General features: G+C 59.7%; 21 protein-coding genes, 1 tRNA gene and 2 pseudogenes. 15 read left to right on the top strand and 9 right to left on the bottom strand.

Annotation, left to right across the window (positions count from 1 at the left end):
- Position 1 precedes the first annotated feature (1 nt).
- A pseudogene (gene ychF / locus ACIPZE_RS26625) lies at positions 2 to 976 on the top strand (redox-regulated ATPase YchF); the annotation flags it as partial.
- Between the two features lie 135 nt (positions 977 to 1,111).
- On the opposite strand, the gene ACIPZE_RS26630 reads toward ychF, so the two are convergent.
- Positions 1,112 to 2,329: an MFS transporter gene (locus ACIPZE_RS26630; protein WP_400776350.1), complete on the bottom strand. Its 1,218-nt coding sequence runs from the start codon at positions 2,327 to 2,329 to the stop codon at positions 1,112 to 1,114.
- 426 nt (positions 2,330 to 2,755) lie between these two features.
- Between ACIPZE_RS26630 and ACIPZE_RS26635 the strand changes: the two genes are divergently transcribed.
- Positions 2,756 to 4,813: a methyl-accepting chemotaxis protein gene (locus tag ACIPZE_RS26635; RefSeq protein WP_400776353.1), complete on the top strand. Its 2,058-nt coding sequence runs from the start codon at positions 2,756 to 2,758 to the stop codon at positions 4,811 to 4,813.
- Here ACIPZE_RS26635 and ACIPZE_RS26640 read toward each other — a convergent pair.
- Positions 4,806 to 5,708 carry a LysR substrate-binding domain-containing protein gene (locus tag ACIPZE_RS26640; RefSeq protein ID WP_400776355.1) on the bottom strand — a complete coding sequence of 301 codons (903 nt, stop codon included), beginning with the start codon at positions 5,706 to 5,708 and terminating at the stop codon, positions 4,806 to 4,808. The genes ACIPZE_RS26635 and ACIPZE_RS26640 overlap by 8 nt on opposite strands.
- A 226-nt stretch (positions 5,709 to 5,934) precedes the next feature.
- On the opposite strand from ACIPZE_RS26640, the gene ACIPZE_RS26645 reads away from it, so the two are divergent.
- The 6 genes from ACIPZE_RS26645 to ACIPZE_RS26670 all read left to right on the top strand — a co-directional run bounded on the left by ACIPZE_RS26645 (position 5,935) and on the right by ACIPZE_RS26670 (position 11,547).
- A complete protein-coding gene (locus ACIPZE_RS26645) occupies positions 5,935 to 7,053 on the top strand; it encodes an ABC transporter ATP-binding protein (RefSeq protein WP_400776358.1) in 1,119 nt (372 codons plus the stop codon).
- A 15-nt stretch (positions 7,054 to 7,068) separates the two neighbouring features.
- Positions 7,069 to 7,989: an ABC transporter permease gene (locus ACIPZE_RS26650; RefSeq protein WP_400776360.1), complete on the top strand. Its 921-nt coding sequence runs from the start codon at positions 7,069 to 7,071 to the stop codon at positions 7,987 to 7,989.
- A complete protein-coding gene (locus ACIPZE_RS26655) occupies positions 7,989 to 8,795 on the top strand; it encodes an ABC transporter permease (protein ID WP_400776363.1) in 807 nt (268 codons plus the stop codon). The genes ACIPZE_RS26650 and ACIPZE_RS26655 overlap by 1 nt, the downstream gene beginning before the upstream one ends.
- 27 nt (positions 8,796 to 8,822) lie before the next feature.
- Positions 8,823 to 9,869, top strand: a complete 1,047-nt coding sequence (locus ACIPZE_RS26660; protein WP_400776366.1) for an extracellular solute-binding protein — start codon at positions 8,823 to 8,825, stop codon at positions 9,867 to 9,869.
- A gap of 60 nt (positions 9,870 to 9,929) precedes the next feature.
- Positions 9,930 to 11,384 carry an amidase gene (locus ACIPZE_RS26665; RefSeq protein ID WP_400776368.1) on the top strand — a complete coding sequence of 485 codons (1,455 nt, stop codon included), beginning with the start codon at positions 9,930 to 9,932 and terminating at the stop codon, positions 11,382 to 11,384.
- Positions 11,385 to 11,470: 86 nt separating this feature from the next.
- A tRNA-Met gene (locus tag ACIPZE_RS26670) sits at positions 11,471 to 11,547 on the top strand.
- 68 nt (positions 11,548 to 11,615) lie between these two features.
- On the opposite strand, the gene ACIPZE_RS26675 is transcribed toward ACIPZE_RS26670, so the two are convergent.
- Both ACIPZE_RS26675 and ACIPZE_RS26680 read right to left on the bottom strand, forming a co-directional pair.
- Positions 11,616 to 11,840: a SymE family type I addiction module toxin gene (locus ACIPZE_RS26675; RefSeq protein ID WP_039761255.1), complete on the bottom strand. Its 225-nt coding sequence runs from the start codon at positions 11,838 to 11,840 to the stop codon at positions 11,616 to 11,618.
- Positions 11,841 to 11,921: 81 nt separating this feature from the next.
- Positions 11,922 to 12,314, bottom strand: coding sequence for a helix-turn-helix domain-containing protein (locus ACIPZE_RS26680; protein WP_400776371.1), 393 nt, complete (start codon positions 12,312 to 12,314; stop codon positions 11,922 to 11,924).
- 548 nt (positions 12,315 to 12,862) lie between these two features.
- Between ACIPZE_RS26680 and ACIPZE_RS26685 the strand changes: the two genes are divergently transcribed.
- The 3 genes from ACIPZE_RS26685 to ACIPZE_RS26695 are packed head-to-tail and all read left to right on the top strand — an operon-like array spanning position 12,863 to position 14,518.
- Positions 12,863 to 13,936: an S-type pyocin domain-containing protein gene (locus tag ACIPZE_RS26685; protein ID WP_400776374.1), complete on the top strand. Its 1,074-nt coding sequence runs from the start codon at positions 12,863 to 12,865 to the stop codon at positions 13,934 to 13,936.
- A gap of 7 nt (positions 13,937 to 13,943) precedes the next feature.
- Entirely contained in the window at positions 13,944 to 14,219 is a 276-nt protein-coding gene (locus ACIPZE_RS26690; RefSeq protein ID WP_397484233.1) for a bacteriocin immunity protein, read from the top strand.
- Between the two features lie 29 nt (positions 14,220 to 14,248).
- A complete protein-coding gene (locus ACIPZE_RS26695; RefSeq protein WP_400776376.1) occupies positions 14,249 to 14,518 on the top strand; it encodes a bacteriocin immunity protein in 270 nt (89 codons plus the stop codon).
- 152 nt (positions 14,519 to 14,670) lie between these two features.
- Here the strand turns inward: ACIPZE_RS26695 and ACIPZE_RS26700 are convergent, their stop codons facing one another.
- Positions 14,671 to 15,783 carry a DUF2817 domain-containing protein gene (locus ACIPZE_RS26700; RefSeq protein WP_400776384.1) on the bottom strand — a complete coding sequence of 371 codons (1,113 nt, stop codon included), beginning with the start codon at positions 15,781 to 15,783 and terminating at the stop codon, positions 14,671 to 14,673.
- 260 nt (positions 15,784 to 16,043) lie between these two features.
- Between ACIPZE_RS26700 and ggt the strand changes: the two genes are divergently transcribed.
- On the top strand, positions 16,044 to 17,876 hold the full coding sequence (gene ggt / locus ACIPZE_RS26705; RefSeq protein ID WP_400776386.1) for a gamma-glutamyltransferase: 1,833 nt from the start codon (positions 16,044 to 16,046) through the stop codon (positions 17,874 to 17,876).
- Positions 17,877 to 17,943: 67 nt separating this feature from the next.
- Here the strand turns inward: ggt and ACIPZE_RS26710 are convergent, their stop codons facing one another.
- The 3 genes and pseudogenes from ACIPZE_RS26710 to ACIPZE_RS26720 form a co-directional block, all read right to left on the bottom strand.
- Positions 17,944 to 18,543 carry a flavin reductase family protein gene (locus tag ACIPZE_RS26710; protein ID WP_400776389.1) on the bottom strand — a complete coding sequence of 200 codons (600 nt, stop codon included), beginning with the start codon at positions 18,541 to 18,543 and terminating at the stop codon, positions 17,944 to 17,946.
- A gap of 182 nt (positions 18,544 to 18,725) precedes the next feature.
- Positions 18,726 to 19,286, bottom strand: coding sequence for a methyl-accepting chemotaxis protein (locus ACIPZE_RS26715; protein WP_371748318.1), 561 nt, complete (start codon positions 19,284 to 19,286; stop codon positions 18,726 to 18,728).
- A pseudogene (locus ACIPZE_RS26720) lies at positions 19,266 to 20,090 on the bottom strand (PAS domain-containing protein); the annotation flags it as partial. The pseudogene ACIPZE_RS26720 and the gene ACIPZE_RS26715, both read right to left, overlap by 21 nt.
- 190 nt (positions 20,091 to 20,280) lie before the next feature.
- On the opposite strand from ACIPZE_RS26720, the gene ACIPZE_RS26725 reads away from it, so the two are divergent.
- A complete protein-coding gene (locus ACIPZE_RS26725) occupies positions 20,281 to 21,651 on the top strand; it encodes a gluconate:H+ symporter (protein WP_400776391.1) in 1,371 nt (456 codons plus the stop codon).
- A 38-nt stretch (positions 21,652 to 21,689) separates the two neighbouring features.
- On the opposite strand, the gene ACIPZE_RS26730 is transcribed toward ACIPZE_RS26725, so the two are convergent.
- Complete coding sequence (locus ACIPZE_RS26730; protein WP_400776393.1) at positions 21,690 to 23,003, bottom strand: MFS transporter; 1,314 nt, start codon at positions 23,001 to 23,003, stop codon at positions 21,690 to 21,692.
- A gap of 336 nt (positions 23,004 to 23,339) precedes the next feature.
- Between ACIPZE_RS26730 and ACIPZE_RS26735 the strand changes: the two genes are divergently transcribed.
- Both ACIPZE_RS26735 and ACIPZE_RS26740 read left to right on the top strand, forming a co-directional pair.
- On the top strand, positions 23,340 to 24,758 hold the full coding sequence (locus tag ACIPZE_RS26735) for a short-chain fatty acid transporter (RefSeq protein ID WP_129395511.1): 1,419 nt from the start codon (positions 23,340 to 23,342) through the stop codon (positions 24,756 to 24,758).
- Between the two features lie 149 nt (positions 24,759 to 24,907).
- The gene (locus ACIPZE_RS26740; protein ID WP_129395512.1) at positions 24,908 to 25,228 is read left to right on the top strand and encodes a hypothetical protein; all 321 of its coding nucleotides are present in this window, start codon (positions 24,908 to 24,910) and stop codon (positions 25,226 to 25,228) included.
- Positions 25,229 to 25,326 lie beyond the last annotated feature (98 nt).

Consider the following 25,326-nt stretch of genomic DNA (forward strand, 5'->3'; position numbering starts at 1 on the left):
CATCGTGCCGATGCCGGATCCGCGTCTGGACGCTTTGGCGGCCATCGTCAATCCGAAGCGCATCCTGCCGACCACCATGGAATTCGTCGACATCGCAGGCCTCGTTGCCGGCGCCTCGAAAGGTGAAGGTCTGGGCAACAAGTTCCTCGCCAACATCCGTGAGACCGACGCCATCGCTCACGTGGTGCGCTGCTTCGAAGACGAAAACGTGATCCACGTTTCCAATAGCGTCGATCCGAAGCGCGACATCGAAATCATCGACCTGGAACTGATCTTCGCCGACCTCGACAGCTGCGAGAAGCAACTGCAGAAAGTCGCGCGTAACGCCAAGGGCGGTGACAAGGACGCCGTGGTTCAGAAAGCTCTGCTGGAGCAACTGATCGCGCACTTCACCGAAGGCAAGCCGGCACGCAGCCTGATGAAGAACATGAGCGCTGACGAAAAGGCAGTGATCAAGGGCTTCCACCTGCTGACCACCAAACCGGTCATGTACATCGCCAACGTCGCTGAAGACGGTTTCGAGAACAACCCGCACCTGGACGTGGTTCGCGCCATCGCCGAAGAAGAAGGCGCGATGGTCGTTCCGGTCTGCAACAAGATCGAAGCGGAAATTGCCGAGCTCGATGACGGTGAAGAGAAGGACATGTTCCTCGAGGCCCTGGGCCTGGAAGAGCCTGGCCTGAACCGCGTGATCCGCGCTGGCTACGAAATGCTGCACTTGCAGACCTACTTCACCGCCGGTGTCGAAGAAGTCCGCGCCTGGACCGTCAAAGTCGGTGCCACCGCACCTCAGGCTGCCGGCGTGATCCACACCGACTTCGAGAAAGGCTTCATCCGCGCCGAAGTGATCGCCTACAACGACTTCATCCAGTACAAGGGCGAAGCCGGTACCAAAGAAGCCGGTAAATGGCGTCTGGAAGGCAAGGATTACATCGTCAAGGACGGCGACGTGATGCACTTCCGCTTCAACGTGTAAGCGTTACGCCCAAGAAAAAGCCGCGTTTGATACGCGGCTTTTTTGTGCCTGACATATTGTCAAAAGATCGCAGCCTGCGGCAGCTCCTACATGGGGTCACCTGTAGGAGCTGCCGCAGGCTGCGATCTTTTGATCTTAGGCCTTTTTGGTGCGCGGCAAGAAGATCGCCAACACGCCAAACAACGGCAGGAACGAGCACAGGTAATACACGTACTCGATCCCGTGCACATCCGCCAGATGCCCGAGCAACGCCGCGCCAATCCCGCCAAAACCAAACATCAAACCGAAGAACACCCCGGCAATCATCCCGACATTGCCCGGCACCAGTTCCTGTGCATAAACCACAATCGCCGAGAACGCCGAAGCCAGAATGAAGCCGATCACCACGCTGAGGACCGTGGTCCAGAACAGATCAACGTGGGGCATCAGCAACGTAAACGGCGCCACGCCGAGGATCGAGAACCAGATCACCGCCTTACGCCCGATCTTGTCGCCAATCGGCCCGCCGAAAAACGTCCCCGCCGCCACTGCGCCCAGGAACAGGAACAAGTGCAACTGCGAACTGGCCACCGACAAGTCGAACTTCTCGATCAGGTAGAACGTGAAGTAACTGGTCAGGCTGGCCATGTAGAAATACTTCGAGAACACCAACAGCCCGAGTACCACCAGCGCACTGGTCACCCGCCCTTTCGACAGCCCGTGAGTCGCTGCCTGGCCGGCCTTGAGCTTGAACAGGTTCAAGTGATGGGCGTACCAGCGGCTGATGCGGTACAGCACGAACAGCGCAAACACTGCGAACAAACCGAACCACGCCACATTGCCCTGACCGAACGGAATGATGATCGCCGCCGCCAGCAACGGGCCGAACGCGGAACCGGCGTTACCACCGACCTGGAAGGTCGATTGCGCCAGACCAAAGCGTCCGCCGGAAGCCAGCCGCGCAATTCGCGAGGCTTCTGGGTGAAACGTCGAGGAGCCGATACCGATGAGCGCCGCAGCCAGCAGGATCAAGGGAAAACTGCCGACCATCGACATCATCACGATGCCAATCAGCGTGCAAATCGAACCCGCCGGCAACAGCCACGGTTTCGGATGCCGGTCGGTGTGATAACCGACCCACGGCTGCAACAGCGAAGCCGTCAGTTGAAAGGTCAAAGTAATCAGACCGACCTGAGTAAACGTCAGGCCGTAATTGGCCTTGAGCATCGGGTAGATCGACGGCAGCACCGACTGGATCAAGTCGTTGATCAAATGCGCCAGCGCTACCGCGCCGATGATGCGCATCACCAGTGGACTGCTTTGGGGAGCAGCGGGCGCCGAGGCAGCGGCGGTCTGAACGTTGCTGATAGCCATGGAAGTTTCCGGACAGCAGATGGGTGCACACAGGCAGGTGCGTCAATGTGCCATTTTTCAGTGCGTGAGCGCCATCCCCTTAGCCAGCTAACTAACCACCCTGGCCTGAATCACACAATCATGTAGGAGCTGCCGAAGGCTGCGATCTTTTGATGTTGTTTTTTAAAAGATCAAAAGATCGCAGCCTTCGGCAGCTCCTACATGGGATAGGTGATAGCGCAACGCCATGGTCTGAATCTTGCCTTGCTTCATCCCTTGAACGCGGCGCCCTTACAAAGGGCACCGACAATGGGAAGTTTCGCTACAGAGCCGGCCTACAGAGCGGGCGAGAGTGAACTTTCGAGGCCTTTTAGCAGGGCACAACATCAACGTCGAACGACCGCGATGCACGCCGTTGGTGCGTGGTGTCCAGAGGAGTCATGGGGCATGCAGGCTTTCCTTTCACCGGGGATCAAATTGCTGGGGCGGTTTGGCTTCGCAGGTAAATTCCAGTTGTTGTTTCTGCTGTTCATTCTGCCGTTGGCCGGCAGCCTGTTGATGATCGGCCAGGATTATCGTGACAAGCTCAATCTGATTTCCGGCGAGCGTGCCGGCGTGCGGCAGTTGCTCGCGCTGGATGCGCTGGACAACCTGCTCGCCGCGCAACGTGACCGTGCCGCCCGTTGGCGCGCCACCGAAACCAATCGCCAACCGACGCCGGCCACCCTCGCCGCCATGGGCGCGTTCGACGCGGTGCAACCGGCCGTGCAGCAAGCCACCACAGATTTGGGCAACGCGCTGAAAAACGAAGGCGCGGAAGGCGAAACCCTCACCCGCTACCAAGCGCTGCAAACTGCATTGAACGGTCTGGATTCGAAAAGCCTCAGCGGTGTCGGTTGGTGGCCGGACGGTTACGATCGTTTCACCAACGCCCTCAGCGCCCTGCAAGCGCTGCGCGAGCAGATCGTCATGGACAATCGCCTGACCCTCGCGCCGTGGCTGGAAACCTATTTGCTGACGCAGATTTCCACGCAGCACGCGCCGGACCTGATCGAACGGGTCGGCCGCCTCGCCGCTGTCGGTCAGGCCTCAGTCGTATCGGGTCAATTCACCCTGCAAAGCCGTCTGCAATTGCGTGACCTGCGCAGCCGCATCGGCGATGCCCGCGAACAACTGGTCAAAACCGCCACACTGCTCGAAGCACGCCTGCCGAAAGATCAACAGAGCTGGGCCAGCCAATACCACGACAGCCTGAAACACCTCGACAGCGGTCTGAAGGTGCTGGATGACGGCGTGTTCGGCGGCAGCATCAATCTCAAACCAGAGGACTTCGAACGCAGCCTCGACGCCTTGCTCAGCGACCTCGCCGCCCTGCGCCAGCAATCACTGGTATCGCTGGACCAACGACTCGATGCCTACCACAGCTCGGCGATCCGTCAGTTCATCCTCGTCGCGGCAATCTTCGGCTGCCTGTTGCTGGCGGCGCTGTATTTGTTCGTCTGCCTGCAAGCCTCGATTCGTCGCAGCGCCAGCGGCATCACCTTACTTGCTGAAGCCCTGCGCGACGGCAACCTCAGCCTGCAAGTGCCGGTGGTAGGCCGAGATGAGTTGGCGGCGATCAGCACCGCACTCAACGTCGCCGTGGTGCAATTACGCACGAGCATGCTCGGCGTCGATCACGAGACCTCGCAGTTGAGCCATGCCGTGCGCAGCCTCAACGAACACTCCAGCGGTGCTCTCGGCGAAGTCGAAGCGCAACAGTTGCAGATCAGCCAGATCGCCGCAGCCGCCACGCAATTGGCCGCGACCTCGCAAGGCGTGGCGCAAAGCTGCGAACAGGCCTCCGGCAGCGCTCAGCACACCCGACGCATCGCCGCCGACAGCAGCCGCGACAGCCAACGCACCACGGCGAGTATTCAGCAGCTCAACCAACGCTTGAACGACACCGCAGCGGCACTGGGCCGGGTCAGTGAGCAAGGCCAGCAGATTCAATTGGTCGTCGACACCATTCGCGGCGTCGCCGAGCAAACCAATCTGCTCGCGCTCAATGCGGCCATCGAAGCCGCGCGCGCCGGTGAACAAGGTCGCGGGTTTGCCGTAGTGGCGGACGAAGTGCGCAGCCTGTCGCAACGCACGCAATCGTCGACCGCGCAGATTGCCGGCACGGTCGACAGCTTGCGCGCGACGGTCAACGAAGCCGTGAGTTTGATGGAAGCTGCCTGCGGCCAGGCGCAAACCGATGCCGAGTCGGTCACCGGTCTCGGTGAACGCCTGGGTGAAATCGCCAGCGCCGTGCAGAGCGTCACCGACACCCTCGCACAGATCGCCACAGCAGTTGAAGAACAGGCAAGCACCGCCGATGAAGTCAGCAGCAATATCCAGCAAGTCGATCAGGCCGCCGTACGTTTGCTTGAAGGCGCACGCGCAGTGAATCTGGCCGCAGACACCCTGAGCCAGGGCAGCAAGGCGCTGAGCGACAACACCGCGCGCTTCCGCCTCAGTTGATCACAGCCTCGGGGAAGTCCGTTTCCAGTTCGGCCTTGAGCCATTGAATGAACCACGCCACATCCGCCGAGAGTTCGGCGGACGGCGTCAGCACCCGATAGCTCTCCAGCTTCACCTGAGCGTCGACCGCACGCACCAGTTTGCCGCTGGCGAGTTCATGGCGCACCAGCACCTCGTTGGCCAGCGCGATGCCCTGCCCGCTCTCGGCGACTGACAGCGCGTGGTCATTGTTGACGTAGAGCATGTCGGAATTGAGATGGATATCGAGGTCGTGCGCGGCGAACCACAGGTTCCACCATTCGCCGTCATCGACGTGGATCAGTTCGTGGCTGACCAGATCGGCCGGGCTGTTGATCGGTGCAATGCTGGCCAGATACGCCGGCGTGCAAATCGGGAAAACCCGTGGGCAAATCAGCGCTTCCCGTGAGTCGGCATATTGCCCGTCGAGGCCGTAGACGATACCGAGGTCAGCGCTTTTCCCGTCCACTTCGGTGAAGGTCGAGTTCGGCTCGATCGCCAGTTTCAATCCCGGGCGAAGATGCCGCAGCGCTTCGATCCGTGGCATCAACCAGCGCTTGGCAAACCCCGGCACCACCATGATCCGCAACCAGCGCTCGGCATCCCTGGGCTGCGCCTCTTTGCCAGCCTCAATGATCAACTGCAACGCGGCGCTGATCTTGCGGTAGTACTTCTCCCCCGCCGGCGTCAGGTTGACCCCGCGCGAGGTGCGCTCGAACAATTGAATGCCCAACCAGTCCTCGAGCAATTTCACATGCCGGCCAATCGCAGGCTGGGTCACGTGCAGGGCTTTCGAGGCTTCGACGTAGCTGCCCAAACGGGCGGCGGCATCAAAGGCACGCACCGCGTTGAGCGGCGGCAAACGGTGGTCGGGCATGATTCCTGGCACCTTCGGCTGTTAAATTAACTAACACCTGCCATGTTTAAATTGAAGTGTCGCGCCGCGCAACCCCTGGCTGATAATCGAGCCACAGCAGAACAATAAAACAGCTGGTTTCACACCCGAACGCAATCTCGATCCTGCCCAAAAAAATAATATCCATGGCCCGACGACCACGCTTTGCAAAGCGAGTCGCAGGCGATGGGGGAATCGGAGGTAACGCATGAATGCCCTGCATTCGCTGCAAACGCTGGCGGTCTCGATCCGCTCAGTGCGCAAGGTTTACGGTGATCCGCAGACCGGTCCGGTGGCGCTGAAAAGCATCGACCTGGATATCCGCGACAACGAATTCTTCACCCTTCTCGGCCCGTCCGGCTGCGGCAAGACCACGCTGCTGCGGATGATTGCCGGTTTCGAATTTCCCACCGAAGGCGAGATCCTGCTCTACGGCGAGAACATCGCTGATCGCCCGCCGTTCCAGCGTCCGGTCAACACGGTGTTTCAGCATTACGCGCTGTTCCCGCACATGACCATCGCCGAGAACCTGGCCTTCGGCCTCGAATCACAGCCGATGGGCAAAGTCCTGACCAAGGCGCAAATCGCCGAGCGCGTCCGCGAAATGCTGGCGCTGGTGCAGATGGAGCGCTTCGCCAACCGCAAGCCGGCGCAACTGTCGGGCGGTCAGCAGCAACGTGTCGCCCTCGCCCGCGCTTTGGCACCGCATCCGAAAGTGCTGTTGCTCGATGAGCCGCTTTCCGCGCTCGACCTGAAGCTGCGTCAGGCGATGCGCGAAGAGTTGAAAACCATCCAGGCCAAGACGGGCATTACCTTCATCTTCGTCACCCATGACCAGGAAGAAGCGCTGACCATGTCCGACCGCATCGCCGTGCTCTCCGAAGGCGAAGTGCAACAGGTCGGACGGCCAGAGGATATTTACGAACGGCCGCGCAATCGCTTTGTCGCCGACTTCATCGGCGAAACCAATTTCATTGAAGGCACCGTCACTCGTGTAGAGGACGGGAAGGCTTGGTTCGCCGGGCCTGCCGGGCATCCGCTGCCCGCGCAACCGTGCAGCGATGTGCAGGTCGGCGCCAACGTGACCTTGTCGGTACGTCCCGAGCGTTTGCATCTGGTGCCAGCGGCTACCGAAACCGCGCTGCCGTGCCGGATCGAAGCGCAGATCTATCTGGGCACCGATCTGCAATATCAGGTCAGCCTCAGCGATGGTTCGCGCCTCACCGTGCGTACGCCCAACTGCGTCGACCAGAGCCTGCGCTTTGCCGTCGGCGCCCAGGCCGGTCTGTTGTTCGACCAGGGCAGCGCCAGCGTCCTGCACGATTGAGCCGGAGGAATTGCCATGCACGCCTTACCGATTGCCAACACGCTGGAGCGGCGCAAAGCCTTTCAGAGTTTTCTCGGGGTCAGCCCGGCGCTGATCGCTATCTGTTTGTTTCTGGTGGTGCCGATTCTGATCGTCATCGGTTATTCGCTGATGGAAGCCAACCCCTACGGCGGGGTCAATAAAGTCTTCAGCAGCGACGCCTACACCTCGCTGCTGTTCGAGCGGCAACTGGACGATAGCCTCGCCTTTGCCGACTCGTATTTGATCATCGCCCTGCGCTCGATCGGCATTGCCGGACTGACCACGATCATCACGTTGCTGATCGGTTTTCCGGTGGCGGTGTGGCTGGCCATGCAGCCGGCGCATCGACGCGGCTTGCTGATCTTTCTGATCACCGTGCCGTTCTGGGCCAACCTGCTGATCCGCACTTACGCGTGGATTCTGCTGCTGCGTAACACCGGGGTGATCAACAACAGCCTGATGGGCATGGGCGTGATCCATGAGCCGTTGCAGTTGCTCTACACCGACGGCGCGGTGCTGCTGGGGCTGGTTTACACCTACGCGCCGTTCGTGGTGCTGCCGATTTACGCGACGCTGGAAAAGATGGACATCCGCCTGCTTGAAGCCGCGCAGGACCTCTACGCCGGGCGTGTGCGCACGTTGCGCAAAGTGGTTTTGCCGATCGCCAAACCGGGGATTCTCGCCGGCGCGATCCTCACTTTCGTGCCGTGTCTGGGCGCGATGATCGCCCCTGAACTGCTCGGTGGCGGCACACGAATGATGCTCGGCAACCTGATCTTCCGGCAGTTCAGCGATGCGCGTAACTGGCCGTTTGGTGCAGCGCTGTCGCTGGTGCTGATGGCTGCGGTGATGCTGGTACTGACCGTGTATGCCCTGCGCGCCGAGCGCCAGCGCATCGTCAAAGGAGGTGCGTGATGATCGGCCTATTCAAACGCAAAGGGCTGGGCGTGCAAGACTTCCCCGGCTTCGGCGGCTTCAGTTTTCTGTTCTATCTGTACCTCTACGCGCCGATCGTGGTGCTGGTGGTGTTCTCGTTCAACGCCAACCAATCGGCAACGGTGTGGACCGGTTTCAGCTTCGACTGGTATCGCGCCGCGTTCGCCAATCAGGCCTTGCGCCAGGCCGCCGGCAACAGCCTGTTGATCGCCGTCTGCGCGAGCATGATCGCCACGGCGATTGCCACTCTCGCCGCCCTCGGCACCTCGCGCGGCGCCAAGTTCAAGGGCCTGCACTTGTCGATGGGCGCGATCATGTTGCCGCTGGTGTTGCCGGAAATTGTCGTCGGTGTCGCGACGCTGGCGCTGTTCTCGACCATCGGTCTGTCGCTGGGTTACGGCAATCTGATCATCGCGCACACGGTGTTCTGCATTCCCTTCGCCTACCTGCCGATTCGCGCAAGGTTGAACGACATGGACCTGTCGCTGGAACAAGCCTCGGCCGACCTCTACGCCGGCCCGTGGCGGACCTTTCGCAAAGTGACCTTGCCGCTGCTGATGCCGGGAATTTTCTCCGGGCTGATGCTGGCCTTCATCGTCTCGCTGGATAACTTCGTGATCTCGATGATGGTCTCGCAGGCCGGCACCACGACCTTGCCGATTTTCATCTTCGGCCTGCTACGGATGGGCGTGACACCCGACGTCAACGCCGTGTCGACGCTGATCCTCGGCGTCTCGGTGCTGTTCGTCAGCCTCTCTTACCTGTTGGGCAAAAAGAACGCCTGAACCTTCTACGACCTGTGGGGAAATAGCATGAGCAAGTGGATAAAAAGCGTTGGCACTTCGTTGTTCCTGACTGTGCCGCTGGTGATGGCAGGCAGCGTTCAGGCCGCCGAAAAACTCAATGTGGTGAGCTGGAGCGGCTATTTTTCGCCGGAGATTCTCGCCAAGTTCCAGAAGCAGACCGGCATCGAAGTCACCGTCGATTCCTACGATTCCAACGAGACGCTGCTGGCGAAATTGAAACAGGGCGGCGCCGGTTATGACGTGGCGATTCCGTCGCACCAGTTCGTGCCGATCCTGATCAAGGAAAACCTGCTGGAGCGCTTCGACCCGGTCAAAGAGCCGTACTACGCCAGCGTTGTGGATAACCTGAAAAAACCGAGTTGGGATCCGGAAGGCGCGTATTCGGTGCCGTTCATCTGGGGCACCACCAGCGTCGTGCTCGACAGCGCCCGCTACAAAGGCCCAGCTGACAGCTACAAGGTTTTGTATGAGCCGCCAGCCGAGTTGCAGGGGCGCATCAACATGTTCGATTCGGTCAGCGACATGGTCGACATGGCCAGCCTCTACCTGAACATTCCGCTGTGCAGCGAAGACCCGAAACAGATGCAGCAAGTGCTGACTTTGCTCAAGGCGCAGAAGCCGTTCGTGAAGACCTATAGCTCCAAGGCCGGCTCGATTCGCGAGAACCTCGCCTCGGGTGAAATCGACATGTCGATGTTCTGGGGCGGTTCGTCGATGCGTGCCCGTGAGATGAAACCGACGCTGAAATACCTCTACCCGAAAGAAGGCGTGCTGGCCTGGGTCGACAACATGGTCATCCCTACCGGCAGCAAAAATCCGGCGAATGCCAAGGCGTTCATCGCCTTCCTCAGCCAGCCGGAAAACTCGGCAATGACGCAGAACTTCCTCAAGCACCAGAGCCCGATCAAAGGCGTCGAACCGTTCCTTGATGCGGCGTTGAAAGATGCGCCGGAATTGCACATTCCCGAGGGCACCAACGTGGTGTTCAGCAAGACCTGCGGCGAAGGTGCGATCCGCCTCGCCGACCGTCTCTGGACCAACCTGATGCGTTGATCGCTACCGCCCCGTCGCAGTGGCGGGGCGTTTTTCCAGCCGTCTGAAAGGCCGCTTGCAATGAACTCTAATAACATCAGCGAACTGGTCCTGTTGCAGGCTCATGAGCTCGCCGAACGCATCCGCCTGCGCCAGGTTTCCTGCCGGGAAGTGATGCAGACTTACCTTGCCCATATCAAACGCTTCAACCCGTTGGTCAATGCGTTGATCAGTCTGCAGTCGCCGGAACATCTGCTGGCTCAAGCCGATGAGCGCGACGCCGAACTGACGCGTGGCGAATACCGGGGCTGGATGCATGGTTTGCCTCATGCGATCAAGGATCTGTCGCTGACCCAAGGCATCCGCACCACGCTGGGGTCGCCGCTGTACAAGGACTTTGTGCCTGAGCGCGATGGGATCATGGTCGAGCGGATCAAGGCTGCTGGGGCGATCATTATTGGCAAGACCAACACCCCGGAATTCGGTCTCGGTTCGCAAAGCTACAACCCGTTGTTTGGCGCCACCGCTTGCGCGTATGACCCGAGCAAAACGGCGGGCGGCAGCAGTGGCGGCGCGGCGGCGGCGCTGGCGATGCATCTGGTGCCGGTGGCGGATGGCAGCGACATGATGGGTTCGCTGCGTAATCCGGCGGCGTTCAATAACATCTTTGGTTTTCGTCCGTCGCAGGGTCGCGTGCCGTTTGATGACAGTGCGGATCTGTTTTTTGACCAGCTCGGTTATGAGGGGCCGATGGCACGCAGCGTGAGGGATGCGGCGTTGCTGTTGTCGGTGCAGGCTGGCGGTGATGCGCGGGCGCCGCTGTCCATCGCTGAATCCGGTGAGGCGTTTGCGGCGCCGCTGGGGCGTGATTTCAACGGCACGCGGTTGGGTTGGCTGGGCGATTTCAACGGTTATCTGCCGATGGAGCAAGGCTTGCTGTCGCTTTGCGAGAAGACCTTTGGCGACTTTGAAAGCCTTGGCTGCCACGTTGAGTCGGTTGAACCGGGTTTCGCGCCTGAGCGGCTGTGGAGCAGTTGGAGGACGTTGCGGCACTGGATGGTCGCCGGATCCTTGGGCGCCACCTATGCCGATCCGCAGAAACGCGCGTTGCTGAAACCGGAAGCGATCTGGGAAGTGGAAAATGGCTTGAAGCTGTCAGCCAGCGAAGTGTTTGCCGCCTCGGTGGTGCGCAGCGATTGGTATCGGGCTATCTCTCGTCTGTTCGAAAAATACGATTACCTGCTGCTGCCGAGTGCCCAAGTGTTCCCGTTCGACAAAAGCCAACCGTGGCCGACGTCTATCGAAGGCGTGGCGATGGACACGTATCACCGCTGGATGGAGGTGGTCATTCCCGGCACGTTGTCGGGTTGCCCAGTGGCCAACGTCCAGGCCGGATTCAATTCGCAGGGTTTACCGATGGGCCTGCAAATCATCGGCAAGCACCAGGCCGACTTCGCTGTCCTGCAACTGGCGCACGCGTATGAGCAGGCCAGCCGCTGGTTCCAACGCTGCCCTTCGCCGCTGTTGATGCAGTGATTTTGATAAACGGTTGAAAGCGTAGAAAAAATTTTTAAATTTACGCTTGACGCTTTTCCATTTCAGGGGAATAATGCGCGCCACTTGGCTACATAGCTCAGTTGGTTAGAGCATAGCATTCATAATGCTGGGGTCCGGGGTTCAAGTCCCTGTGTAGCCACCAAGTACTAAAAACGGCTTACCGAAAGGTAGGCCGTTTTTTTATGCCTCGAGAAAAGTCTCGGTGATCTGTTATTCCGCTGTAATCACCAGACACCCTTTCATCACACGCACTTTGACGTTCTCGTTCACCTCGAATCCCGCCTGCCGCAACCACAACCCGCGAAGCCTGATCCAGGGCACCGGTTTGGCGGGGCTGTAGGTTTTTTCCTTGGTGTGGACGGGGTAAAAATCAGCGGCGATTTTCAGCCGGCGTTCAGTGATGGGGGTTGATGTCGTATGATTGGTTTTAGCCATGGTTCAGCTCCTTTTAAGCTGCTTTGTGGTTAGCAGGGCCAGGGTGTTCGCGCACCTTGGTTCCGCGTTCTTTGGGTTACTTCAAATTTCTTTTTCTTCGTCGCTCGCTTTGGTCGCTGCCTGTGCGATCAGGGCGTCGAGCATCTGCGCAATAACCTTCTGTTGAACCTTCGAAAGCTCATTGATGGACTGCAGCCGTCGATACCACGTCGAGGTCAAGCTGCGTCTGGGCGTCTCCGTGTACGAGGGAACCCCGAGCAGGTCTTCAACAGGCACGCGAAGCGCAAACGCCATCTTCACCAGCGTCGTGACCGGCATACTGCGCGTGCCCTCCTCGTAACCCTGAAAGGTTTGCCGGGAAAGACCTAAGGCCCGTGCAAACCGAGTCTGTGTGATCTCGTGCACTGTGCGTAAGTGAGCAATACGACTGCCCATCGCCACCAGAAAATCGCGATCCTCATTGGAAACACTCATGACAATGGCCGACTGAAAATAGAGTTGAATGGCAACGGACTCATCCTTTTCATCTGAAATCCATCCTGGAAAAAACGATAGAAACCATCCTCAGGTAAAGGCGCGTAAGTTGTCGACCTGAAAAGTCTGTAGGAGAAATGCACACTACCCCGCCATCCAAACCGAAGGACTACAAGCGCGAAACACCGCTGGTTAATCTGTATCAATCGCCAAATCAACAGACCGAGAGAGCGCTGTAGGAAACGGATTCGATCCAGGTACGAATTGGATTTTTCGTAAATCCAGGCGCATAAAACTCACCCCTGCGGTTTGCCCGAAATCCCCACTGACCGACAAGCTTCCCTGGCTCGATTCAAGGCCATACAGGGAGTTGTCGTGGCTCGATTCAAATCTATCTTCGATGAAGACTGGCCTGGAAACGTCCGAGATGGAGCGGCTCGTGGGCCGCATGGAGTCCGCCTCCCCCACCGGAGCCGGTTTACATCGAAAAGGATGAATGGCCAACGCCCAAGCCCCGCGAAAGTCAGGTATTCGCCAAGTCCTGCACTGTGGATAACTGGTGCCGAACGGACGCCGGCACGGCACCCGAACCCGCCAGCAACTTCGGCAAGATCATTGTCGCAGGTGCCATGCTCTTGCCCTCTGCCAGCACCGCTGTCGCGACAGCGATAGGCGCCGATCTAGCCTTGGGGCGTTTGGCGGGCGGCGGCATTCTGCAACAGCGCCTCAACTGGGCAATTCGCGGCGCCGGTGGGCCGGCCAGCGTGTTCATCCTCGGGATGCTACCGACCCGCATGGGCGACGGCACGCTGCACACCGATGAACAACTGCGCCGCATGAGCCGCGCCCCCACTCGTGTGCGCTTCCAGTTTCGGCGTGATGCCGAAGGGGTCATGCAGGTTTACGGCATCCACTCCGGCGCTTCGGGCGATGACTCGGTGCGTACTGTCAAAGTCGAGTGGAACAGCGACAACACTGCGATGGAGGCCAAGCTCAACGGCATCACGATTTTGTGGACGCCACAACGCGGGCCACTCGGTTCAATGCCGCCGCTGGTTTATCCCGAACACGGCGAGCGACTGAACACGATCCTTGTTCATCCGATCGCGCAGAACACCGACAGCCAGATAGAAGGCCTGCCCGGCGAGGACATTACTGCCGAGGATTGCATTCTGGTGTTCCCGGCGGACACTGGTTTGAAGTCGCTTTATGTGGTGTTTTCGAGGCCGGCCAGACTGACGCCGGGTACGGTGACGGGGGTTGGTGAGGATGTGTCGGGGATATGGCTCATCGGAGCAAGCTCTGGGGTAGGAGTTCCAATTCCGACGGACGTGGCAGACTCACTGCGGGGACGCGAATTCCAAAATTTTGATTCGTTCAGAGCAGCCCTTTGGAAAGCTGTTTCCGAGTCTGCCGCGTCGGATCAGTTCATTAAACAGAGCACTGGCCGCATGCGTAAAGGTAAAGCGCCACGTGTGCGCAAAGCAGATAGTGTCGGCGGTAGAAGATCCTACGAACTTCATCACCTCGAAAAAATATCCGAGGGAGGCGGCGTCTACGACGTAGATAATCTGCGGGTAAACACGCCGCGAAACCACATTCACATCCACAGGAACGAATAGGTCAACCATGGCGGACAAACTACTGAGAAACAGTATTTCGGAGTACACCGAGGCCGAATTCGTCGCACTATTGGAAGAACTCGCCAAAGAAGACGAAGAAGCCGAAAACGATAACCGTGCTGATTTGCTGTTGTTGCACTTCGAGAAAATCAGCGAACACCCCGCCGGGTCGGATCTTATCTATTATCCCGAGACTGGTGCGGATAGCTCACCTCAGGGCGTAACGCAAATTGTAAAAGACTGGCGAGCGGCGCAGGGCTTGCCAGGGTTCAAGAATGCTTAGCAACTCGACGCGTCGTAGAAAATAACAACATGGCCGATCCATTCATCAAACGCAGCGTCGCGGACTACACCGAACAAGAGTTCGTTGAGCTCGTGGACGAGATTAGGAAAGAAGATAAAGCGCCTACGGACAAGCGTGCAGATGTCTTGGTGCGGCACTTCAACGAGGTTGTTGGGCACCCAGACGGGATGGACCTCATTTATTATCCCAAACCCGGATCTGACACGTCCTCCGCTGGTATAGCCCGTACAGTTGCAACATGGCGTGCAGCTAATAGACTACCCCGGTTTAAGCAATAAGCGCTTTGTATACCTTGAGACAACACCGAACCCGTGGCGAGGGGATTTATCCCCGATGGGGTGCGAAGCGCCCCCTCTTCTCAGTAGAAATGAATGGGACTGCTGCGCAGTCCATCGGGGATAAATCCCGTTACCACAGGGCTATGTCTGACCTATTCAAAAATCTCTACCGATAGGGCCGCCAACCCTTTCGCCCAGATCTGCCGAGTGCGCAAACCGACCATTGCGCGCCAATCCGGATCAGCCGGATAGAACTGCTCCAGTAGCTTCAGTTTGATCTCACGCCCTTCCGCATCCAATGGATCGCCATGCAAATGCAACCAGTGGTCATCGCGCAAATAACGATGCACATCCGGCCCTGGATACGTCCCGCACTCGATCACGAATGGCATCAGTTGCACGTCGGGCAACGCATTGAGCAATGCTTGCGATGTGTAACCGGTGGCCGTCGCTGCCACACCGGTTTCGCTCAAGGTGTCGGCGCCAGTGTGCAGCGTGTAAAGCCATGGGCCATAAATTGCCTGGGCCTGCGCGAGTGCCGGGTACGGCGCCTGGGTAATCGTCAGCAACATCGGATGGCCGTACTCACCAGCGCCAGTGTGCAGGTCAAAACACATCACGGTTTCAGCGCCAGCCAGATGCGTTTCGATGATTTGATGCAGCGTGCGGTACGACCAACTCGGCGCACGGCCACCGTAAAACAGCCCATCGGGATGACTGTGCTGACCGCCCTCGACAATCGACATCACCGCTGGCCAGCCGTGTTCGTTGATCTGCGCATCGAGCAAGGCATCGGCGCGTTGGCGCTCGGGGCCATGCAGATCGGTGCAGGCGTAGATTTCATGCAGTGCGGCGTAGGCGCGGTTGTCCGGTAACGCTCCGGTGAAATCCAGGTGATTGCGGTTGAGGTCGATGTTGTCTTCGTTGACCCGGCGTAACCACGCAGTACCCCATGGGTTGATCAGGTGAACCATCACCACCGCGACATCCTTGGGCAGCGAACCAGGTTCGAATGCCTTCAGCCACTCGATCTGACAGTCCGAGCCGTAGTAGCCCTCGACTCCGTGCGTGCCGCTGAGCGCTACCAGTCGGCGTTTGGCCTGCGGATCGCCGAGCACGGCGACGTCGGTGCTCAGCGGTTCGCCGAATGGCCCACAGCGTGGATGTGCGTAGGAGGTGAGCGTGGCGCCGGCGGCATGGGCGGCGGCGAGGAACTGTTCGCGTTGATCGCGGTAGCTGGATTCAGTGGGGAACTCGCTGTGCATATCGGTCTCTTGTTGATCTTGTAATTGTAGGCCTTCGCCTGCTCGCGATAGCGGTGGTTCAGTCAGCAATGATGTTGAATGTGATGACGCTATCGCGAGCAGGCTCACTCCTACAAGGGGACGTGTGCGGTCGATCGATTGCGGTTGACCCTAGCGAACATCCGACCTGAAAAGAAAGACAAAAATGCCCACCGGTTTGCGTCGCGACCGAGCGGTCGATAAAGTCCCTGAGACTTTTATCCCACGGACGGAGAGCCCGCGTGTTTTCAGCCTTGCCCTTGAGCCGCTTTCGCCTGCCTGCCCTGACGCTGATCATCAGCGCCCTGACCCTCACCGCGTGCAACGCCCCGCCCTCGTCGACCTTGCCGCTGGCACCGGAAGCCGCGTCCGGTTTCCGTACCGATCTGCAAACCCGCCGCGCCAGCCAACACATGGCTGCGGCTGCCAATCCGCTGGCCGCTGAAGCAGGTCGGGAGATGCTGCGTCAGGGCGGTTCGGCGATTGATGCGGCGATTGCGATGCAAGCGGTGCTGACCCTGGTTGAGCCGCAATCTTCCGGGATCGGTGGCGGCGCGATGATCGTGTTGTGGGACGGCAAACAGGTGCGCACGTATGACGGTCGCGAAACTGCACCGGCCGGCGCCACCGAGAAGCTGTTCTTGCGCGCGGACGGCCAGCCGATGTCGTTCCCGCAGGCGCAGATCGGTGGTCGCTCAGTCGGTACGCCGGGTGTATTGCGCGCACTGGAGATGGCACATCAACAACACGGTCGCCTGCCTTGGGCAAAGCTGTTTGAACCGGCGATCAAACTGTCGGAGCAAGGCTTCGCGATTTCGCCGCGTTTGCATTCTTTGCTGGAAGCAGACCCGGTGATCCGCCAGTCGCCGGACATGGCCAAATACTTCCTCAACGCTGATGGCAGCGTCAAAGCCGTCGGCACGCGCCTGCAAAACCCGGCGCTGGCCGCCGTGCTCAAACGCATCGCCAACGAAGGCTCCGATGCGTTGTACAAAGGCCCGATCGCCGATGAAATCGTCGCCAAGGTGCAAGGCCATGCCAACCCCGGCAGCCTGACGCTGAACGATCTGCAGCGCTATCAGGCCAAGGAACGCGCGCCGCTGTGCACCGATTACAAACGCTGGCAGGTTTGCGGCATGCCGCCACCGTCGTCGGGCGGGATCGCCGTGGCGCAGATTCTCGGTACGTTGCAAGCGCTGGAAACCCGCGACCCACGCCTTTCCCTGACACCGCTCAAACCAGTGAAAACCGACAAGCCGGCCGGCATTGAACCGGATCCGCAAGCCGTGCATTTGATCGCTGAAGCGGAACGTCTGGCCTACGCCGACCGCGCGCAATACGTCGCCGACACCGACTTCGTGCCGGTGCCGGTCAAAGGCCTGGTCGATCCGGGTTACCTGGCCAGCCGCGCCAGCCTGATCGGCGAACGCAGCATGGGCAGCGCCAAACCGGGCACACCGCCGGGCGTACAGGTGGCCTACGCGCCGGACCGTTCGCCGCTGCGCATTTCCACCTCGCAAGTGGTCGCGGTGGATGACCTCGGCGGCGCCGTGTCGATGACCACCACCATCGAAGCCGCGTTCGGTTCGCACCTGATGGTTCAGGGCTTTCTGCTCAACAACCAGATGACCGACTTCTCGTTCATCCCCGAAGAGAACGGCCAGAAAGTCGCCAACCGCGTCGAACCGGGCAAACGTCCACGCTCGTCGATGGCGCCCACGCTGATCTTCGATCGCAACAGCGGCGAATTCGTCGCCACGGTCGGCTCGCCGGGCGGTTCGCAAATCATCGAATACGTAGCGAAAACCACCGTCGGCCTGCTCGACTGGAACCTCGACCCGCAAAGCGCCATCAGCCTGCCCAACTTCGGCAGCCGCAATGGACCGACCGAACTGGAACAAGGCCAGTTCAGCCCGGCGCTGATTCAGGCGCTAAAAGACAAAGGGCATGCGGTGAATGAAATCGACATGACCAGCGGCACCCAGGCCATCGTGCGGGTCAAGGATGCGCAGGGGACAGCGTCGCTGGAAGGTGGCGCGGATCCACGGCGTGAAGGGGAAGCGTTGGGGGATTGAGGCTACGCCGCAAAGAGAAAAGGCTTACCGCCAGGTAGGCCTTTTTTCATGTAAGCCGGTCCGCTCTTCAAACCGACAACGTCTTGCCATCCACCGCATCACCAATCTTCAGGAAATGCCCACCCGCCACGTGGTGCAAGGTGCGTAAACCATCGTGTCCTTCGAAATGCCAGTGCCCTTCGCTGAACACGCGTTCATCGGCGTGGGCGGCGACGACTTCGGCGAGGAACAGGTCGTATTGCTCGTGATTGCGCGGCTCTGGCAGCAAACGGCATTCAAGCCAGGCGACGCAGCCGTCGAGCAGCGGCGCTTCGACTTTTTCGCCATTGAAGGTCTGTAAGCCATACGCCTGAAACTTGTCTTGTCCTTGGGTTTGGGTGATTTCGAGGCCCGAGGTATTGCCGACGGTTTGCACGATGTCGGCCTGATTGACGCAAGGGACGTTGAGCACGAAGGTGCCGGAGGCTTCGAGCAGTTGCCGGGTCCAGGTGGATTTATCGAGGACGACGGCAACTTTCGGTGGTTCGAAGTCCAATGGCATTGCCCAGGCGGCGGCCATGATGTTGCGCTGGCCGTCGTGGGCGGCGCTGACCAGTACGGTCGGCCCGTGATTGAGCAAACGGTAGGCTTTGTTCAGGGGCACCGGGCGGCGGTGGGAATCGCTCATGGGATCTGCTCCGGGGGAAAAGGAGCAGATTGTAGCGCCAGCACCGAAACACCGGCAGGTGAAAACTCTGTAGGAGCTGCGGCACGCTGCGATCTTTTGATCTTGATGTTGCTTCTCGGAGTCAACATCAAAAGATCGCGGCCTCGTTGCACTCGACAGCTCCTACAGGGGTTGGGCGGAGATTAGTGGGAGAGTTGGTTGGCGAACTGGCCGACGGCGTTGACGACTTTCTGCGCACCGTCCTGAATCTCGACGATTACCGTGCCCGCCTCTGCCGCCAGCGCGAGGCCTTGTTCGGCCTGGAGCTTGCCGTCGGTCATCAGCGCCACAGCGTTGCGCGCCATTTCCTGGTTCTGCCGCACCACGGTGACGATCTCTTCGGTCGCCTGACTCGTGCGCGACGCCAGTTGTCGCACTTCGTCGGCCACCACGGCAAAACCACGGCCCTGCTCACCGGCGCGCGCCGCCTCAATGGCAGCGTTGAGCGCCAGCAGGTTGGTCTGTTCGGCGATGCCACTGATGGTTTTGACGATGGTGCCGATCACCTGCGACTGCTCGTTCAGTGCCTCGATGCCCTCACCCGCCGCCTGCATGTGCCGCGACAGATCACGCATCACATTCACCGCCTCAGTGACCACGGTGGTGCCACGTTGCGCGGTGCTGTCGGTTTGCTGCGAGGTGCTGTAGGCAATGCTCGCGGCGTCGGCGACGGCTTGCTCGCGGTTGACCTGATCGGTGATCACCGTGGCGAATTTCACCACTTTGTAGAGTTTGTCGTTGGCATCGACTACCGGGTTGTAGGACGCCTCCAGCCACACCGTACGACCATGGCTGTCGACACGTTTGAAGCGGTCAGCGACGAACTCGCCGTTGTTCAAACGCCGCCAGAAGTTCTGATACTCGGCGCTGTTGTATTCCTCCGGAGCGCAGAACGTGCGGTGATGTTTTCCCTTGATCTGCGCCAGGCTGTAACCCATGCCGCTGAGGAAGCGATCGTTGGCGTTCAGCACATTGCCGTTGAGGTCGAACTCGATCACCGCAGTCGAACGCACCAACGCACCAATCAGGTTTTCGTGTTCACGGGAGGCTTCGATAGTGCGGGTCAGGTCGCTGGCGAAGATCGAGATGTGTTTGATCCGCCCGTCCGATGAGCGCACCGGTTGCACGATCGAACGCAACCATGCTTCGTCACCATTACCGCGCAGCAGGCGGATGGCGCCGGCAAAATGTTCGCCACGGGTCATGGCATTCCGAAAGCGGTGGTGGAATTCGTCGGACTTCACGTGTGGCGGAACGATGTCTTCAATCAGTCGACCGACCAGGTCCTGACTCTTGTAGAGCATCTCGGTGAGGAAGTTCTGGTTGACCGACTGAATGCGCCCGTCGGGCTCAAGGTTCAGCACCAGCATCTCGCTTTCCAGGCTTTCCTTCACTTGCACAAGGCTGGAGAGTTCTTCACGAAGAGCGGCCAGCTCTTGCTTCAGGCGTTTGTTGAACATGGGGAAGTACCGATGGGCAGGAGAGAAAGCGGGATGCAGCCTAACCATCGGCCTTGAAAATCTTTTCTGAAGAGCGCTTGCGACCGGTCAGTCAAAAATAATCGCAATAGGCCACTGGTCTCATTCGTAACCTGCTCAGCCGATACAAAACCCAGCGCTCTGGCCCGGCCATATCAGGTATTCTCAAAACAAATTGCAACAACATGTTGCCGGTATTCGCCCGATAAGGAGTTCCGTTTTGGATTTATCGACCGCTGCCTGGATGTTTCATGACACCCGCCTGATTCTCTGCTGCCTGCTGGCCATTGCGACGATCATCGTGTTGATCAGCGCGACTAAACTGCCGCCCTTTCTTTCAATCCTGATCGGCACTTTCATCGCGGGTGTCGGCGCCGGTTTACCGCCCGAAGACGTGGCCAAGGCGTTCAGCAAAGGCGCCGGGGCGATTCTCGGTGAAGCGGGGATCATCATTGCGCTGGGTTCGATGCTCGGAGCGCTGATGGCCGAATCCGGCGCCGCCGACCGCATTGCCTCGACCTTGCTCGGGCTGGGCAAAGGCAAGTCTTTGCCGTGGGTCATGGCGCTGGTGGCGATGGTGATTGGCCTGCCGCTGTTTTTTGAAGTGGGGCTGGTGATGATGGTGCCGATCATCTTCGTCATGGCTCGCCGTTCGGGGCAGCCGCTGTTGAAAATCGCGATTCCGGCGCTGGCCGGGATGACCACGCTGCATGCGCTGATGCCGCCGCATCCCGGGCCGTTGATCGCCGTCAGCGCTTTGCATGCCGACCTTGGGCTGACCATGTTGCTGGGTTTCAGTATCGCCATCCCGGCGGTGATTCTGGCCGGGCCGCTGTACGGCAATTGGCTGTCGATACGCATGCACGTCGATGAGCCGGCTGAGCTTGGCGCCCTGTTCAGTGCGCCGCCGAAAGCACTGCGCCAACCGAGTTTCGGCATGTCGCTGCTGATCATTCTGCTGCCGGTGCTGCTGATGCTCGGCAGCACTTTGGCGAAAGTCGCGATGAGTCCCGAAAGCAGCGTCGCCCTGACCCTGAAATTTCTTGGTGAACCGTTGGTGGCGCTGGGCATTGCCGTAATGGCGGCGGTGATCTGCCTCGGCTGGGCCAATGGCATGCCGCGTGAAGACGTCGGCGGCACACTGCGCAAAAGCCTCGCGCCGATTGCCGTGTTTTTGCTGACGATTGGCGCCGGCGGTGGCTTGAAGCAGACTTTGCTGGATGCTGGCGTCAGTCAGACCATCAGCAAAGTCGCTGAAGGCGCGCACATGCCGTACCTGCTGCTGGCCTGGCTGATTGCCGTGGCCTTGCGTCAGGCCACAGGCTCGGCGACGGTGGCCACGACCACGACGGCGGGGATTCTGGCGCCGATGATGGCGGGCCTCGCCGCAACGCAGAGTTCGTTGGTGGCGTTGGCGATTGGCGCCGGCTCCGTGTTCTTCTGCCACGTCAACGACGCCGGCTTCTGGATGGTTCGCGAGTATTTTGGTTTGCAGCTGAAACAGACGATCTGGGTCTGGTCGATCCTGCAAACCATTGTCTCGGTGGTGGGCTTGATCGGGACGTTGCTGTGGTGGCACTGGTTAACCTGACGGCCTCGGCGGGTTGGCGCCGAAGCCGCTGACCCGCTTCAGGAACAGGGCGCCACGGACCGGCTGCCGACACGCGGCATGCGCGAACCGAAATACGCCGCGCTGACAATGCCGACCACCCCCATCACCGCGCAGAACATCACACAGATCCACGGACTCCACGGCATCAGACCGATCAGCAACAGCGGCGTGATACTCGCCCAGATCGCGTAGGCAATGTTGTAGGTAAAGGAGATGCCTGAGACGCGAATACGTGCCGGGAACAAACCGACCATCACCGACGGCACCGCGCCGACCACGCCGCATGCGAGGCCCGCTATGGCGTAAGCGAGACCGATCCACTCGCCACCGCTGATCAGGCAACCGTAAAGCACACCAATCCCCAATGGCAGCAACAGGCTGTACAGCATGACCGTGCGCCAGGCGCCGAGACGATCGACCAGCAACCCCGCGATCACGCAGCCTACGTTGAGGAAGACAATGCCCAGCGCGCTGAGGGCGAAGGTGTGGCTGGCAGTCATGCCGAAGGTTTTCTGCATCATGGTCGGCGTGATGACCACAAACACCACCACTGCCGAAGTCAGCACGCAGGTCAGCAACATCGCCGGCAGCATCGCCAGGCGATGCTCGCGCAGCACCGTGCGCAGCGGCAATTCAACGCGCGCCTCGCGCTGCGCCTCCATCGCCATGAACACCGGAGTTTCGCTCAACCAGCGACGCAGATAGACGCCGATCACACCGAACACGCCGCCGAGCAGGAAGGGATAGCGCCAAGCGTAATCGAGGATTTCAGCAGGCGTGAAGACTTGTGCGAGAAAGGTCGCGGTCAATGCGCCAATCAGATAACCAAAGGTCAGCCCGGCCTGCAAAAAACCCAAGGCATAACCGCGATGCCCGGTTGGCGCATGCTCGGCGACGAACACCCAGGCGCTCGGCACTTCACCGCCGACCGCCGCACCCTGGAGGATGCGCAGCGCCAGCAGCAACAGCGGCGCGAAGTAACCGATCTGTGCGTAGGTCGGCATGATGCCGATCAGCAGGCACGGCAGCGCCATCATCAGGATGCTCAGGCTGAAGACCTTTTTACGTCCCAGCCGATCAGCGAAATGCGCCATCAGGATCCCGCCCAGCGGCCGCGCCAGATAGCCGGTGACGAAAATCCCGAAGCTTTGCAGCAAGCGCAGCCACTCGGGCATTTCCGGCGGGAAGAACAACTGGCTGAGGGTCAGGGCGAAGAAGACGAAAATGATGAAATCGTAGATTTCCAGCGCACCGCCAAGGGCCGCAAGGCCGAGGGTCTTGTAGTCGGAGCGGCTGAACGGCGCAGGTTTGGCCGGGGATTGGGCAGTCATGGCAAAGAACTCTGAATCAGGCAAAAAACCAAGGCGCCCATGGTCTACGCAAATGCGCGGATGGACAACCCGTTAGACCATAGTCCCGGTTTTGCAAAAGCTGCTCACAAATCGTCTTCGCTTGATTTACTGTTGAAGCCTGTCCAGCCAGGTGAAACCCACCGACCTCGAGCCGAGCCGGGAACCTTGTAGGAGTGAGCCTGCTCGCGATAGCGGTGTGTCTGTCACCTCCATGTTGAACGTGCCGACGCCATCGCGAGCAGGCTCACTCCTACAGGGGATATGCGTTTCGCCTGCTGGATCAAAAAATAACCATAAAAATCCGAGGTACTCCCTGTGGCCGTTGATATCGAAGATAGCCGCTCTGCGCGCTTTGCCCTGCGCTGTTCAAGTTTTGCCGAACGCTGGTTTCCCGATTCCTGGGTATTCGCCGCGCTGGCGGTGATCATCGTGGCAGTCGCCACACTGGCCATGGGTGCGAAACCCACCGATGCCGCGATGGCCTTCGGTGACGGCTTCTGGAGCCTGATCCCGTTCACCATGCAGATGGCTTTCGTGGTGATTGGCGGCTACGTGGTCGCCAGCTCGCCACCCGCGGTGAAGCTGATCGACCGGTTGGCACGCATCCCCAAGAACGGCCGTTCCGCCGTGGCCTGGGTGGCGCTGATCTCGATGGTCGCGTCCCTGCTCAACTGGGGCCTGTCGCTGGTGTTCGGCGGTTTGCTGGTCCGCGCCCTCGCCCGCCGCACCGATCTGAAAATGGACTATCGCGCCGCCGGGGCCGCTGCTTACCTGGGCCTCGGCGCGGTATGGGCGCTGGGCCTGTCGTCGTCGGCCGCGCAGTTACAGGCCAACCCGGCCAGCCTGCCGCCATCGATCCTGTCGATCACCGGGGTGATTCCGTTCACCGAAACGATTTTCCTCTGGCAGTCCGGGGTGATGTTGCTGGCGCTGATCGTGGTCTCGATCATCATCGCCTACGCCACCGCTCCCGGCCCGAATTCAGCGCGTGACGCCAAGGCCTGCGGTATCGACCCGGCTTTCAACCTGCCGCCACTGCAACCGCGCACCCGCCCCGGTGAATGGCTGGAGCACAGCCCGCTGCTGATCATCGTGCTGGTGCTGCTGGCGGCGGGATGGCTGTTTCACGAGTTCTCGACCAAACCGGCGATCACCGCGATTTCCGGGCTGAACACCTACAACTTCCTGTTCATCATGCTTGGCGCGCTACTGCACTGGCGCCCGCGCAGCTTCCTCGATGCCGTGGCTCGCGCCGTGCCGACCACCACTGGAGTGCTGATCCAGTTCCCGTTGTACGGTTCGATTGCCGCGCTGATGACCACGGTCAAAGGTGGCGATGCGCAGACGCTGGCGCACCACATCTCGACCTTCTTTGTCAGCATCGCTTCGCACGATACTTACGCGCTGTTGATGGGTGTGTACTCGGCGATTCTCGGTTTCTTCATTCCATCCGGTGGCGGCAAGTGGATCATCGAAGCGCCGTATGTGATGCAGGTCGCCAATGATCTGCAGTATCACCTCGGCTGGGCGGTGCAGATCTACAACGCCGCCGAAGCGCTGCCGAACCTGATCAACCCGTTCTACATGCTGCCGCTGCTGGGTGTACTGGGGTTGAAAGCGCGGGACCTGATCGGTTTCTCGTTCGTGCAACTGCTGGTGCACACGCCGCTGGTGCTGCTGTTGCTGTGGGCATTGGGGACGACACTGGCATATACGCCGCCGGTGATGCCGTAACCAATAAAACTTTCCGACAGCCTGTTAACCCTCTTCTTACAAAGTCCGTTGCACTGTCCCACGCCTCCCGTGGAACAGTGCTGACTTTGCCAACCCTCATCTTCGTTTAGCTTGTCTCGGCTCAATCACCCCTGTTTAAGGAAGAACCGATGACCCCGATATCCAAGACGCTGGAACAGCTGATCAACGACATTTATCAGGATGGCAGCGTTTCCGTAGTCGAGTATAAAACCCTGCGAGATGATGCCGACCGCCGCATGGATGCCGTCGTGCGTGAGTTTGGTCAGCACAACAACCTGACGGCTTTTCAGAAAGCTATGGATGTAGCCATGCAACTGCTGCAGACCGCTGTCATCGATGCGAAGAAAGCCAAACTGACCGATACCGGCGAAGCCATTGTCAGGGACGCAGTAACCGCTCAGGTCGAATACCTGCGGGCTGGCAGCGAGCTTTCGTTGCGTCTCCTTTAACCCGCGCGCCCATCATGCGTCGTGTGAGCCAGCCTCTGGCTCACACACTCTTTGACCCTTCCTCGCAGCTGTCACCTAACCGTCATATTCCCTTGCTA

Origin of the sequence: Pseudomonas sp. NPDC089741 (genome assembly GCF_044748825.1) — a bacterium.
GTDB lineage: Bacteria > Pseudomonadota > Gammaproteobacteria > Pseudomonadales > Pseudomonadaceae > Aquipseudomonas > Aquipseudomonas helmanticensis.

Bases quoted from the DNA above. Each gene is read 5' to 3' on its own strand.
- ACIPZE_RS26675 (WP_039761255.1), bottom strand. From the start codon at position 11,840: ATGGCTAAAACCAATCATACGACATCAACCCCCATCACTGAACGCCGG.
- ACIPZE_RS26700 (WP_400776384.1), bottom strand. From the start codon at position 15,783: ATGCACAGCGAGTTCCCCACTGAATCCAGCTACCGCGATCAACGCGAA.
- ACIPZE_RS26740 (WP_129395512.1), top strand. From the start codon at position 24,908: ATGACCCCGATATCCAAGACGCTGGAACAGCTGATCAACGACATTTAT.
- ACIPZE_RS26635 (WP_400776353.1), top strand. From the start codon at position 2,756: ATGCAGGCTTTCCTTTCACCGGGGATCAAATTGCTGGGGCGGTTTGGC.
- ACIPZE_RS26655 (WP_400776363.1), top strand. From the start codon at position 7,989: ATGATCGGCCTATTCAAACGCAAAGGGCTGGGCGTGCAAGACTTCCCC.
- ACIPZE_RS26695 (WP_400776376.1), top strand. From the start codon at position 14,249: ATGGCCGATCCATTCATCAAACGCAGCGTCGCGGACTACACCGAACAA.
- ACIPZE_RS26710 (WP_400776389.1), bottom strand. From the start codon at position 18,543: ATGAGCGATTCCCACCGCCGCCCGGTGCCCCTGAACAAAGCCTACCGT.
- ACIPZE_RS26730 (WP_400776393.1), bottom strand. From the start codon at position 23,003: ATGACTGCCCAATCCCCGGCCAAACCTGCGCCGTTCAGCCGCTCCGAC.
- ACIPZE_RS26680 (WP_400776371.1), bottom strand. From the start codon at position 12,314: ATGAGTGTTTCCAATGAGGATCGCGATTTTCTGGTGGCGATGGGCAGT.
- ACIPZE_RS26640 (WP_400776355.1), bottom strand. From the start codon at position 5,708: ATGCCCGACCACCGTTTGCCGCCGCTCAACGCGGTGCGTGCCTTTGAT.
- ACIPZE_RS26665 (WP_400776368.1), top strand. From the start codon at position 9,930: ATGAACTCTAATAACATCAGCGAACTGGTCCTGTTGCAGGCTCATGAG.
- ACIPZE_RS26690 (WP_397484233.1), top strand. From the start codon at position 13,944: ATGGCGGACAAACTACTGAGAAACAGTATTTCGGAGTACACCGAGGCC.
- ACIPZE_RS26660 (WP_400776366.1), top strand. From the start codon at position 8,823: ATGAGCAAGTGGATAAAAAGCGTTGGCACTTCGTTGTTCCTGACTGTG.
- ACIPZE_RS26650 (WP_400776360.1), top strand. From the start codon at position 7,069: ATGCACGCCTTACCGATTGCCAACACGCTGGAGCGGCGCAAAGCCTTT.
- ACIPZE_RS26630 (WP_400776350.1), bottom strand. From the start codon at position 2,329: ATGGCTATCAGCAACGTTCAGACCGCCGCTGCCTCGGCGCCCGCTGCT.
- ACIPZE_RS26645 (WP_400776358.1), top strand. From the start codon at position 5,935: ATGAATGCCCTGCATTCGCTGCAAACGCTGGCGGTCTCGATCCGCTCA.